11 protein-coding genes are annotated in these 11,864 nt (G+C 69.9%); 4 read left to right on the top strand and 7 right to left on the bottom strand.

From position 1 onward, the window contains the following. The first annotated feature begins 8 nt into the window (after positions 1-8). Complete coding sequence (locus KSO97_RS11010) at positions 9-1,253, top strand: cytochrome P450 (protein ID WP_232678788.1); 1,245 nt, start codon at positions 9-11, stop codon at positions 1,251-1,253. A gap of 100 nt (positions 1,254-1,353) precedes the next feature. On the opposite strand, the gene map is transcribed toward KSO97_RS11010, so the two are convergent. Genes map through KSO97_RS10990 form a run of 4 tightly spaced genes read right to left on the bottom strand, consistent with a single transcriptional unit; the run spans position 1,354 to position 5,363 of the window. Next, positions 1,354-2,121, bottom strand: coding sequence for a type I methionyl aminopeptidase (gene map / locus KSO97_RS11005; protein ID WP_232678786.1), 768 nt, complete (start codon positions 2,119-2,121; stop codon positions 1,354-1,356). A gap of 29 nt (positions 2,122-2,150) precedes the next feature. Beyond that, a complete protein-coding gene (locus KSO97_RS11000) occupies positions 2,151-3,314 on the bottom strand; it encodes a thiolase domain-containing protein (RefSeq protein ID WP_232678784.1) in 1,164 nt (387 codons plus the stop codon). Continuing rightward, positions 3,314-4,381 (bottom strand): thiolase domain-containing protein, encoded by a 1,068-nt coding sequence (locus tag KSO97_RS10995; RefSeq protein ID WP_232678781.1) that lies wholly within the window; start codon positions 4,379-4,381, stop codon positions 3,314-3,316. The genes KSO97_RS11000 and KSO97_RS10995 overlap by 1 nt, the downstream gene beginning before the upstream one ends. Before the next feature lie 19 nt (positions 4,382-4,400). Next, entirely contained in the window at positions 4,401-5,363 is a 963-nt protein-coding gene (locus tag KSO97_RS10990; RefSeq protein ID WP_232678779.1) for a Zn-ribbon domain-containing OB-fold protein, read from the bottom strand. 59 nt (positions 5,364-5,422) lie between these two features. On the opposite strand from KSO97_RS10990, the gene KSO97_RS10985 reads away from it, so the two are divergent. Beyond that, positions 5,423-6,466, top strand: a complete 1,044-nt coding sequence (locus tag KSO97_RS10985) for an LLM class F420-dependent oxidoreductase (protein ID WP_232678778.1) — start codon at positions 5,423-5,425, stop codon at positions 6,464-6,466. Between the two features lie 126 nt (positions 6,467-6,592). Here KSO97_RS10985 and yidC read toward each other — a convergent pair whose 3' ends face one another. Together yidC and KSO97_RS10975 are read right to left on the bottom strand one after the other, a co-directional pair. Further along, a complete protein-coding gene (yidC, locus tag KSO97_RS10980) occupies positions 6,593-7,435 on the bottom strand; it encodes a membrane protein insertase YidC (protein ID WP_232678776.1) in 843 nt (280 codons plus the stop codon). 66 nt (positions 7,436-7,501) lie between these two features. Next, entirely contained in the window at positions 7,502-7,852 is a 351-nt protein-coding gene (locus KSO97_RS10975; RefSeq protein WP_232678774.1) for a hypothetical protein, read from the bottom strand. Between the two features lie 70 nt (positions 7,853-7,922). Here KSO97_RS10975 and fadD8 point away from each other — a divergent pair, with 70 nt between their 5' ends. Then, positions 7,923-9,521: a fatty-acid--CoA ligase FadD8 gene (gene fadD8, locus KSO97_RS10970; RefSeq protein WP_232678772.1), complete on the top strand. Its 1,599-nt coding sequence runs from the start codon at positions 7,923-7,925 to the stop codon at positions 9,519-9,521. 61 nt (positions 9,522-9,582) lie between these two features. Next, complete coding sequence (locus tag KSO97_RS10965; RefSeq protein WP_232678770.1) at positions 9,583-10,830, top strand: hypothetical protein; 1,248 nt, start codon at positions 9,583-9,585, stop codon at positions 10,828-10,830. A 203-nt stretch (positions 10,831-11,033) separates the two neighbouring features. On the opposite strand, the gene KSO97_RS10960 is transcribed toward KSO97_RS10965, so the two are convergent. Next, the gene (locus KSO97_RS10960) at positions 11,034-11,852 is read right to left on the bottom strand and encodes a crotonase/enoyl-CoA hydratase family protein (RefSeq protein ID WP_232678768.1); all 819 of its coding nucleotides are present in this window, start codon (positions 11,850-11,852) and stop codon (positions 11,034-11,036) included. Positions 11,853-11,864 lie beyond the last annotated feature (12 nt).

The raw sequence follows: 11,864 nt of genomic DNA, 5'->3' as shown, positions 1-11,864 counted from the left end.
GAGACACCATGATCGCCAGCGACGTCCTGCCCGAGGGATTCAGCGACTACACCGACCCGTTCCTGCTCGAGCGGGGCATCCCGCACGACGCGTTCCGGGCGGCCCGCCAGCAGGCGCCGGTGCACTGGGTCGAGCAGGAGAGCGGTTCCTTCGACGGGATGGCGGAGGAGTCGGGCAACGGCTACTTCGCCGTGACCCGGCACGCCGACGTGGCCGCGGTGTCGAAGAACAGCAAGGACTGGTCGACCGAGGTCAACGGAGCGATCATCCGGTTCTCCGAGGGCATGACGCGCGATCAGATCGAGCTGCAGCGCACGATCCTGCTCAACCAGGACCCGCCGCACCACACGCAGCACCGCGCCATCATCTCCCGTGGATTCACTCCGCGCTCGATCAACGAGCTCGAGGAGATCATGGAGCAGCGGTCGCGCACGATCGTCTCCGAGGCGCTCGCCGCCGGATCGGGCAACTTCGTCGAGCAGGTGGCCGCGGAGCTGCCGCTGCAGGCGATCGCCGACCTGATCGGCGTCCCCCAGGAGGACCGTCACAAGCTGTTCGACTGGTCGAACCAGATGCTGGCCTCCGACGACCCCGACATCGAGGGCGACCCGGAGACGGCGTCGGTGGAGATCCTGACCTACGCGATGATGCTGGCTGCCGACCGCAAGGCGAACCCGCGCGACGACATCATCACCAAGCTGATCAGTGCCCACAAGGGCGACCGCGGCCTGACCGACGACGAGTTCGGCTTCTTCGTCATCCTGCTGGCCGTCGCCGGCAACGAGACGACGCGCAACGCCATCACCCACGGGATGAACGCCTTCTTCGACAACCCCGACCAGTGGGAGCTGTGGAAGGCCGAGCGACCCGAGACCATGGTCGACGAGGTCGTGCGGTGGGCCAGCCCGATCAGCGTCTTCCAGCGCACCGCCCTCAACGACACCGAGGTCGGCGGCGTCGCCGTCCGTAAGGGTCAGCGGGTCGGCCTGTTCTACGCCGCGGCGAACTTCGACCCCGAGGTGTTCGAGGACCCGTACCGCTTCGACATCACCCGCCAGAACAACCAGCAGGTCGGTTTCGGCGGACATGGTGCTCACTACTGCCTGGGAGCGAACCTGGCTCGCCAGGAGATCCGGCTGATCTTCCACGCCCTCGCAGACCTCGTGCCCGACATCTCCCGCCTCGAGCAGCCCAAGCGGCTTCGCCACTCGTGGGTCAACGGCATCAAGGACCTCCAGGTCCGCTACGCCTGAGCCGAGACGCGAGAGACTCGCCCTGGACCGGATCCGGTCCAGGGCGAGTCTCGTCGTCGACCGAGTCCGCGACAGGGCGGGACGCCGTCGGGGCCGGGTCTCAGTCGCGCGCGGTCAGGATCAGCGGACCGTCGGCGGTGATCGCTACGGTGTGCTCCATGTGGGCGCCGCGTGAGCGGTCGGCGCTGCGCAGCGTCCAGCCGTCGGGGTCGGTGTAGATCTCGTCGGTGGTGTGCAGGAACCACGGCTCGATCGCGATGACCAGGCCAGGCTTGAGCTTCAGGCCGCGGCCCGGGCGCCCATCGTTGGGCACGTGCGGGTCGCCGTGCATCGTGCGTCCGACGCCGTGACCACCGAACTGCAGGTTCACCGACAGGCCCTCGGCGCGGGCGACGTCGCCGATGGCCGCGGAGATGTCGCCGAGCTTGTTGCCGGGCTGCGCGGCCGCGATCCCGGCCTCCAGCGCCTGGCCTGTCACTTCGATGAGGCGCAGGTCCTCCGGCCGCGGCGTACCGACGACCACCGAGAGCGCCGAGTCGGACACCCACCCGTTCAGTTTCGCCGCGAAGTCGACCGAGAGCAGGTCGCCGTCGGCCAGCACGTAGTCGAAGGGCAGGCCGTGCAGGACGGCGTCGTTGACCGAGGTGCACAGCACCTTGCCGAACGGCGAGGCCCCGAAGGAGGGGTGGTAGTCGATGTAGCACGACTCCGCGCCGGCGTCCCGGATCATCTGGTGGGCCAGCGCGTCCAGCTCGAGGAGATTGACGCCGACGTCGGCCTTCTCCGCCAAGGCGGAGATCACCGATGCCACGAAGCGGCCGGCCGGCCGCATCTCCTCGATCTGCGCGGGGGTGCGGAATTCGATCACGTCACGAGCCTAGTGACTGGTCGCGTGACTCAGTTGCCCGGCTTCTCCGAGCCCACGATCCACATGGCGAAGAACTGCGAACCGCCGCCGTAGGCGTGGCCCAGTGCTCGCCGTGCGCCGTCGACCTGGTGCTCGCCGGCCTGGCCGCGCACCTGCAGGGCAGCTTCGCCGAACCGGAGCATGCCGGAGGCGCCGATCGGGTTGGAGGAGAGCACGCCACCGGAGCAGTTGATCGGCATCGCGCCGTCCATCGCCGTCGCGCCGGACTCGGTGAGCTTCCAGCCCTCGTTCTGGGCCGCGAAGCCGAGCGACTCCAGCCACATCGGCTCGAACCAGGAGAACGGCACGTAGATCTCGGCGACGTCGATGTCGTCGATCGGGCTGGTGATACCGGCCTGGCGGTACAGCGCGGCGGCCGCGTCACGCGAGGCCTGGGGGTTCACCTGGTCGCGCTCCGCGGCCGTCGTGGCCTCCGACCGCATCACGGTGCCGTGGATCCACGCCGGGTTCGGCGAGGACGCCGCGACGTCCTCGGACGCGATCACGAGCGCGCACGCGCCGTCGGACGACGGGCACGTCTCGTCGTAGCGGATCGGGTCCCACAGCATGGTGGAGGCCAACACGGACTCCACCGTGGTGCCCTCGTTGTGCAGGTGGGCGTAGGGGTTCTTGAGTGCGTTGTTGCGGTCCTTGGCGGCCACGATCGCACCGACGTGGGTCGGTGCGCCCGAGCGGCGGATGTAGGACCGCACGTGCGGCGCGAAGTAGCCGCCCGCGCCGGCGTGCACCGGCATGTTGAACGGGACGGGCACGGAGAGCGCCCACATCGCGTTGGACTCCGACTGCTTCTCGTAGGCGACGGTGAGCACCTTGCGGTGGACGCCGGACTGCACGAGGGAGGCCGCGACGATCGCCGTCGAGCCGCCCACCGAACCCGCGGTGTGCACGCGCAGCAGCGGCTTGCCCGCCGCGCCCAGGGCCTCGGCGAGGAAGAGCTCGGGCATCATCACGCCCTCGAACAGGTCGGGCGCCTTGCCGACGACGATCGCGTCGATCTCGTCGAGGGTCATCCCGGCGTCCTCGAGCGCGCGGTCGATGGCCTCGCGGCACAGGCCGGCCATCGAGACGTCGTCGCGCTTGGCCCGGTGGTGGGTCTGGCCGACCCCGATCACGGCTGCAGGCTGCTTGCCCATCAGTTGCCCTGCTCCTTCTTGTCAGCGTCGAGCACACACACCAGGTTCTGCTGCAGCGCGGGGCCGGACGTCGCGTGCCCGAGCGCCTTGCTCGACTCGCCGGCCCAGATGCGCTGGGCCGCCTCGCCGATCCGGATGCCGCCGCCGGAGAACATCGGGTTGCTCGTCAGTGCGCCGCCGGAGGGGTTGATCCGCACGTCGTCGGCCAGGCCGAGCTCGCGGCGGAGCAGCAGCTCCTGGTGTGAGAACGGTGCGTGCAGCTCGGCGGTGTCGAGGCCGCTCAGGTCGACGGCCGCACCGGCACGCTGGGCGGACGGCGACCTGGTCAGGTCGCGAGTGCCCATGCTGATGGGGTCGATGAAGTGCGAGAGCCCGGTGATCCAGGCGGGCTTCTCCCGGACCTCGCGGGCCTTGTCGCCGGCGGCGAGCACGATCGCGGCTGCGCCGTCGGTGACCGGCGCGCAGTCGTGCTTGCGCAGCGGGTCGGCGTACATCGGGCGGGCGAGGAGGTCCTCGACGGAGGAGCCCCCCTTGCGGACCGAGTGCTCGTTGCCTTCGGCATCGGTGAGCGAGCGGTGGGCGACCTCGGCCATGGCGCGCTCGTCCCACAGGCCGGCGTCGATGCCGGCACGGGCCTGCAGGCCCGCGAGCGACACGGTGTCGGGCCACAGCGGCGTCATCGTGTACGGGTCGAGTTGGAGCGCGAGGGTCCGTCGGGTCTGGCCGGCGGAGGACTTGCCGAAGGCGTAGACGAGCGCGGTGTCGACCTCGCCGGTCTGGATCTTCAACCAGGCCTCGTACATCGCCCAGGCCAGGTCCATCTCCACGTGCGATTCGTTGACGGGCGGCAGGACGCCGATCGCGTCAACGGCCTGGACGAAGGAGAAGGAGCGTCCGGCCAGGTAGTCCGAGGACCCCGAGCACCAGAAGCCCACGTCCTGACGGGTCCAGCCGGTCTGCTCGTAGCACTCCTTGAACAGCGGAACGAGCAACTCCACACAGGTGGGGGACCCGTCGAAGTCCTGCATCTGTCGCTGGGCGAACCCGACGACGGCAACGTCTCTCATCTTCTCTGCTTCCGTCCCTCTACAGGTGCTGCTTGTAGGTGTCGTAGTCCGCGTCCGGCTCGTCGGTCGGCGCGAAGTGGCTGATGTTCTCGATCGTGGTGCCCCACTCCTCGCGCGGCTTCCACACGGCCTTGACCCGCATGCCCATCCGCACCTCGTCGGCCGGGCAGTCGAGGATCAGGTGGAGGAACGCGATGTCGGCGCCGTCGAGCAGGACGTAGGCCGAGACGTAGGGTGGGGTGATCTTCTGGCCCAGGAACGGCACGTTGACGATGCAGAACGTCGTGACCGTGCCGGTCTGGGAGAGCTCGATCTCCTCGGTGGTCGGCGTGCCGTCGGACGGGCAGGCGCTGCGTGGCGGCACGTAGACCTTGCCGCAGGTGGGGCAGCGCTGACCGACGATGCGGCCCTGCTCGAGTCCGCGGTAGAAAGCCGACTCCTCGGGCGAGGCGGCGTAGATGTAGTCCAGCGAGACCGGGGTGATGACTCCGGTCACCGGGTGGTCCTCGATGATCCCGCCGCCGGACGGCGAGACGCTCGTCTCGTCGGTGAGCGGCTCGAAGCAGGCGATGTCGGTGATGTGGCCGACCCGCTCGGGTGCCCAGCGCACCTGGACCCGCATACCGGTCGAGACGGCGTCGGGCGATCCGGCGTCCAGCGCGTGCAGCAGGGGCGCGTCCGCGCCGTCCAGCAGCACGAGCGCGAACGCGAACGGCCGGTCGAGCGGCTGTCCCTTCACGGGCTCGGGCACCCACGTCCACGAGGTCACCGTGCCGACGGGGGAGACCTCGACGAAGTCGGTCGTCGGCTCGTGGGTGACCGGGTCGTACTCCGACGGCGGGACGACGACGCGTCCCTCGCTGGTGCGACCACCGATCAGGACGCCGTCGCGCAGGCCGGTGAGGAACCTGCCGAGCACCGGTCCGGTTGAGCGGGTGTAGTCGAAGGCGACCGTCACGGGCGCCGACAAGGTGCGAGACATGACGTGAAAACTAGAACACGTTCTAGCCTTGTGACAAGGTCTCTGCCAGAGTGTCGCCCATGAAACTGGGACTTCAGCTGGGCTACTGGCAGGCGCAGCCGCCGGCCAACGCGGGCGAGCTGGTGGCGGCCGCCGAGTCGGCAGGCTTCGACGCGATCTTCTCCGCCGAGGCGTGGGGCTCCGACGCCTTCACGCCGCTCGCGTGGTGGGGCCGCGACACCTCTCGCGTCCGGCTCGGCACCTCGATCGTCCAGATGTCGGGGCGTGCTCCGACCTCGATCGCGATGCACGCGCTGACGCTGGACCACCTGAGCAACGGTCGGATGATCCTGGGGATGGGCGTGAGCGGCCCGCAGGTGGTCGAGGGCTGGTACGGCCAGCCGTTCGCGAAGCCGCTCGCCCGAACCCGCGAGGTGGTCTCGATCATCCGGCAGGTGCTCGCGCGCGAGGCGCCGGTGACGAACGACGGCCCGCACTACCCCCTGCCCTACAACGGACCGGGCTCGCTCGGCCTGGGCAAGCCCCTGAAGCCGATCGTGCACCCGTTGCGCGCCGACGTCCCGATCTGGCTCGGAGCCGAGGGGCCGAAGAACGTCGCCCAGACCGCCGAGATCGCCGACGGCTGGATCCCGATCTTCTATACGCCCAAGTCGGCCGGCATGTATCAGCCGTGGCTCGACGAGGGGTTCGCTCGTCCCGGTGCGCGGCGCACGCGGGCCGACTTCGAGATCGCGGCCACGTGCCACCTCCAGATCGTCGAGAACGCGGCTGAGAAGAAGGCCGTCGTGGACGGGATGAAGCCCTACGTCTCGCTCTACATGGGCGGCATGGGTGCGGAGTCGATGAACTTCCACAACCAGGTCTTCATCCGGATGGGCTACGAGGACCTCTCGCGGGAGGTCCAGGCGCTCTACCTCGCGGGCAAGAAGGACGAGGCCACCCGGCTGATTCCCGACGAGCTCGTCGACGACATGCACATCATCGGCACGGCCGGAGAAGTGGTCGAGCGCGTCGCGCAGTGGGAGGAGACCGGCGTGACCACACTGCTGCTCTCGTTCCGTTCCGCCGATGAGATCCGACGGGTGGCCGAGCTGCTCGCCTGACCGGAGTTCACAGCGGCCCCGGAGACGACGTCTCCGGGGCCGCTGCCGTCCNCGACGCGGGGCCCCCCCGGCCCCCGGGCCCCCCCCCCCCCGGCCCCCCTGCCGTCCAAGCGCTCTCTGGCGACGTCAGGACGTCGCGGGGTCGACGCGACTGCGTGCGGTCAAGCCCCGATAGTCCGGTCCGCGCCGTTCCGCCGCCGGGGAGCCGGGGGTGGGGAACCACCGCCAGATCACGAAGCTCTGCGCCATCGTCCAGAGCGCGCCGCAGAACCAGTAGAAGACCAGTGCCAACGGCACGACGTGCCCGGCGAGGAGGATGCCGGCCGCGGACATCACCGGCATCAGGCGCTGGGCCTGCGCGATGGCCTCCGGCAGGTCGGCGGTCGAGACGTTGGGGAAGACCAGGTAGCGCTGGGTGATGTACCCGGCGACGGCCGTCGTGGCCGCGAGGCCGAGGACGACGACCAGGTGCGTCGCGCCGTCGCCCAGGTAGCCGTGGTCGGTGAGCCCGACGCCGGCGAACCGTGCCTGCGACAACGCGTCGACCTGGCCGGCGTCGAGCAGGCCGACGGTCCTGCCGGCGGCCGCATCGCGCAGGAGGTGGAAGAGCGCGATCCAGATCGGGATCTGGATGAGGAGGGGGAGACACCCGAGCCGAGACATGCCGTGCTCGGCGGAGATCTCCCGTCGTGCCGCCAGCTGGGCTGCGATCGCCTCCTGGTCGGTGCGTCCGCGGTACTTCTCCGCGAGCGCCCGGAGTTGCGGCCGGGCACGCGAAGCGGCGTGCGCGTTGCGGACGGTGTGGATCGTCAACGGCACCAGGGCGGCGCGCACCAGCACGACGACCGCGGCGATCGACAGGCACCATGCGAGCCCGGACGACGGATCGACGCCCAGGCCGGTCAGGCCGGAGTGGGTACCCGCCACGATGGCGGCGAGGGCATGGGACAGCGGATCGAGAACGGACATGGTGGCACTCCTGGGCGTGCATCGAGGGGGACGGACCGTCTGCGCACGCCGAATGGCGTGCGCGGATCAGCGCGTTCCCGGAGCCCGGGGGCGGAGCGGGTGATGGGTGGGATCGGTCGGCCGGGCGGCGAGCACGACGGGCGCTGCCCGACGAGTGTGGATCTGCGTCCACGCGGCCGGCACGGTAAGCCATCCGGCGCCGTGGGCTGTGCGCAGCAGCGCCGCGACGGCGACCGCCACGACGGCGCCGGTGAGAGTCGCCGACCCGTCGACGTCGAGTGCGAGCGTCGGCGTCAGAAGGCCGACGGCGGTCGCGACCGTCGCAGCGAGAAGCGCGGCGATGGCCGCCCTCGCCACGTCCGCACGGGACGCGAGGACGGCGGTGCGCTGATGCCGCGCGCGCGATCCGTCGTCCATGCGCCGATCGTACGGGACGAGCCGTCCTCCCTCCGTGACAGAAACTGGAACACGTTCTAGTCTCGGCGCCATGACGGACGCGATGCGCACCCCGGTCCACAACGGCAACCTGATGGTCGCCGCCCTCAAGAGGCACCACGACAAGCCCGTGATGCACCTGGGCGAGACGACCCTGACCGGTGGGGAGACCGCCGCGCGGATCAGCCAGTACGTCCAGGCCTTCGAGGCGCTGGGCGCGGGGACCGGCACCGGCGGAGCGCTGCTCGCGCTGAACCGCCCCGAGGTGCTGTTCATCCTGGGCGCCGGTCAGACCCAGGGCTTCCGGCGCACCTCGCTGCACCCCCTCGGCAGCGCCGACGACCATGCCTACGTCATCAACGATGCCGGCATCACGACGTTGATCGTCGACCCCTACTTCACAGAGCGTGCTCTGCAGCTTCTCGACAAGTGCCCCGACCTCGGGCAGGTGCTCACGATCGGGCCCGTGCCGCAGGCGCTGGCCGACCGGCTCGGCGATCGGGCGAAGGACCTGGTCGCCGCTGCGGCGGAATTCGCTCCCGAGCCTCTCGAGGCCCGTCTGCTCGATCCCGACCACATCGTGTCGATCACCTACACCGGTGGCACCACGGGCAAGCCCAAGGGTGTCGTCGGCACCGCGCAGGCGATGAACACGATGAGCCAGATCCAGCTTGCGGAGTGGGAGTGGCCGGCCAACCCGCGCTTCTTGATGTGCACCCCGCTCTCGCACGCAGGTGCGGCCTTCTTCGTGCCGACGGTGATCAAGGGCGGCTCCCTGTTCGTGCTGTCGAAGTTCGACCCGGCCGAGGTGCTCGAGACCATCGAGCGCGAGCGGATCACCGCCACGATGCTCGTGCCGACGATGCTGTACGCGTTGATGGACCACCCCGACTCCAAGACGCGCGACCTCAGCAGCCTGGAGACCGTCTACTACGGAGCGTCCGCCATCAACCCCGTCCGTCTGCAGGAGGCGATCGACCGGTTCGGTCCGATCTTCGCCCAGTACTACGGTCAGTCCGAGGCGCCGATGGTGATCACCTACCTGGCCAAGGACGACCACGTCAGCGGCGACTCCTCGCGGCTCGCCTCGTGCGGTCGTCCCTCGGCGTTCATCCGCACGGCGCTGCTCGGCGAGGACGGAGAGCCCGTCGCACCCGGCGAGCCCGGCGAGATCTGCGTCGCGGGACCGCTCCTGGCCGGCGGCTACTGGAATCTGCCCGAGGCGACCGCCGAGACCTTCCGCGACGGCTGGATGCACACCGGTGACGTCGCTCGCGAGGACGCGGACGGCTTCTGGTACATCGTGGACCGCACCAAGGACATGATCGTCACCGGCGGATTCAATGTCTTTCCGCGCGAGGTCGAGGACGTCGTGGCCCAGCATCCCGCCGTCGCCCAGGTCGGTGTCATCGGAGTGCCGCACGAGAAGTTCGGCGAGTCGGTGACCGCCGTCGTCGTCATGCGTGAGGGCCACGACCTGACCGACGCCGTCGTCTCCGAGATCCAGGAGATGGTGAAGGAGAAGAAGGGCTCGGTGCAGTCGCCCAAGCAGGTGATCGCCGTCGACGCACTTCCGTTGACCGGCCTCGGCAAGCCGGACAAGAAGGCCCTGCGCGCCCAGTTCTGGACCGGCGATCGCGCCGTCGGCTGAGCCGAGACGCTCGGATGTCAACAGTGTTGACAACCCGTGACGGGCAGCGCAGGATCTGCCCGTGACCAGTCGCTACGCGTCGCTCACCCGCGACGATCTCGCCGTCCTGGTGCCCGAGCTGCTGTTGATCGGCCAGCTCATCGATCGATCGGGTATGGCCTGGTGCATCTCGGCCTTCGGGCGCGAGGAGATGGCCCAGATCGCCATCGAGGAGTGGGCCGGCGCGTCGCCGATCTACACCCGTCGGATGCAGCGGGCGCTCGGCTACGCGCCGGCGGTTCCGGGCGAGGGTGACATCGTCGACATCTTCAAGGGCCTGCAGCTCGACATCGGCGCGCCGCCGCAGTTCATGGACTTCCGGTACGAGGTGAAGGACCGCTGGCACGGCGAGTTCCGACTCGACCGCTGCGGCGCGCTGCTCGACGTCGAGCCGCTCGGGCCCGACTACGTGCGTGCGATGTGCCACGACATCGAGGATCCGACGTTCGACGCGACGGCGGTGGCCACCAACCCGCGGGCCCAGGTGCGACCGATCCATCGCCCGCCCCGCGTACCGGCCGACCGCAACCCGCACTGCGCCTGGACCGTGATCATCGACCCGGCGCACACGCCGGTCTCCCCGCTGCCGCCGTACTACGCCATCGAGGCCACGCGTGCTGCGACGGTCGAGCTCGACCCGATCGTCGCGGGTGGCGAGGGTGCCGACGACTACAGCGGACCGTTGCTGAGCGACCTGGACTTCACCCGGTTCTCACACTCGGCGCTGGTGCGCATCGCCGACGAGGTGTGCGTGCAGATGCACCTGCTCAATCTCAGCTACGTCCTCGCCGTCCGCAAGCGCGCGCGGGACGCCGAGCAGGCCGAGGAGATCTGTCGCAAGCAGCTCGTCGGCCTGGCCGGCATCGCCGCTCGCAGGATCCGCGACGCCTTGGCGCTCGGTGCCGATGAGGCCGCCGCGATGCGTGCGATCGAGCTCCACCCGCTGCTCAATCCGGTCGCCTACACCGGCGGCGTCGTGGACGGCACCACGCTGCGGGTCACGCCGAGCGACGCGAGCGCCGACGGCGCGTGGATCGCGCTCTGCGGGCCGGGGGATCCCGTGCGCGCGCAGGCGCTCCACGCCATCGTGCGTGAGATCGACCCGCACTTCGACGTCGACATCGACGGCACGGACGACGACTGGACGGCGCACCTGGCGCGCCGTGCCGAGCCTGCCGCCGAGTCGTCCGAGGTCGCGGTGACCGCCTTCAGTGGTGGCACCACCTTCGAGTTCGAGCACCGCGCACCGCTGCCGCTCTTCGTCGTCTGAGCCGCTGAGGAGACCGGCGGTCCCGGTGGTCGAGGAAGGTCGAGGAGGTCGCTCTGCGACCATCTCGAGGCCCCGGTGGGCTGGGGCACGGTGGTCTCCTGCCGCCCGCCGCCTCGTTCCTCGGCGATGGGCTCCTCGGCCACCAGTACCTCCGGTGGGCGAGGAGCCCGAACGCCGGCGCGGGCCTCGGTACCCGCTCTACGTTAGGAGTTGGTGAAGTTCGGCTTCCGCTTCTCGGCGAAGGCGCGGGGGCCTTCCTTGGCGTCGTTGCTGGCGAAGACGGTGCGGCCGACGGCGGCGTCGCCCTTCCACGCGTCGTCCTCGTGCATGCCCTCGGAGTCACGCATCGTCTTGAGGATCGCCTGCACGGCGAGCGGGCCGTTCGCCGCGATCATGTCGGCCAGCTCATGCGCCTTCGCGAGCGCGCCGCCGTCGGGGACGACGTGGCCGATGAGGCCGAGTTCCTTGGCCTCGGTCGCGGTGATCGGGCGACCGGTGAGCAGCAGCTCGGCCGCCACGGTGTAGGGGATCTGGCGGGGGAGTCGGACCGCGGAGCCGCCCATCGGGTAGAGGCTCCAGCGGGCCTCGGCGATGCCGAACTTCGCCGACTCGCCGGCCACTCGGATGTCGGTGCCCTGGAGGATCTCCGTGCCGCCCGCGATCGCAGGGCCCTCGACGGCAGCGATGAGCGGCTTGGTGAGGCGGAAGCCCTTGAGCAGGCCCTTGATCCGGCTAGGGTCGTAGGAGCCGTCCTCGAACGACTCCGAGGGGGGCTTGCTGTTCATGTTCTTCAGGTCCGCGCCGGCGCAGAAGGCGCCGCCCGCACCGGTGAGGATGCAGACCCGGATCTCGGGATCCTCGTTCACGCGGTCCCACGCGCCCGACATGATCTCGAGCATCTCCCCGGTCAGCGCGTTGCGCCGCTCGGGACGGTTCATCGTGACGATCAGCTTGTGGCCGTCCTGTTCGACCAGGGCGTGCGGGGCCTCGGTGCCGGAGGTCTCTGCGGTCTCTGCGCTCATGGCGCGGACGGT

The organism is Nocardioides sp. R-C-SC26, from assembly GCF_021246465.1.
Classification (GTDB): Bacteria; Actinomycetota; Actinomycetes; order Propionibacteriales; family Nocardioidaceae; genus Nocardioides.
The sequence above is the reverse complement of the archived record's forward strand: the minus strand, read 5'-3'. Positions and strand labels throughout refer to the sequence as shown.

Excerpts from the sequence above, each read along its gene's own strand:
- KSO97_RS11000 (WP_232678784.1), bottom strand. The coding sequence starts at position 3,314 with ATGGGCAAGCAGCCTGCAGCCGTGATCGGGGTCGGCCAGACCCACCAC.
- KSO97_RS10985 (WP_232678778.1), top strand. The coding sequence starts at position 5,423 with ATGAAACTGGGACTTCAGCTGGGCTACTGGCAGGCGCAGCCGCCGGCC.
- yidC (WP_232678776.1), bottom strand. The coding sequence starts at position 7,435 with ATGTCCGTTCTCGATCCGCTGTCCCATGCCCTCGCCGCCATCGTGGCG.
- KSO97_RS10995 (WP_232678781.1), bottom strand. The coding sequence starts at position 4,381 with ATGAGAGACGTTGCCGTCGTCGGGTTCGCCCAGCGACAGATGCAGGAC.
- KSO97_RS10960 (WP_232678768.1), bottom strand. The coding sequence starts at position 11,852 with ATGAGCGCAGAGACCGCAGAGACCTCCGGCACCGAGGCCCCGCACGCC.
- fadD8 (WP_232678772.1), top strand. The coding sequence starts at position 7,923 with ATGACGGACGCGATGCGCACCCCGGTCCACAACGGCAACCTGATGGTC.
- KSO97_RS10975 (WP_232678774.1), bottom strand. The coding sequence starts at position 7,852 with ATGGACGACGGATCGCGCGCGCGGCATCAGCGCACCGCCGTCCTCGCG.
- KSO97_RS11010 (WP_232678788.1), top strand. The coding sequence starts at position 9 with ATGATCGCCAGCGACGTCCTGCCCGAGGGATTCAGCGACTACACCGAC.
- KSO97_RS10990 (WP_232678779.1), bottom strand. The coding sequence starts at position 5,363 with ATGTCTCGCACCTTGTCGGCGCCCGTGACGGTCGCCTTCGACTACACC.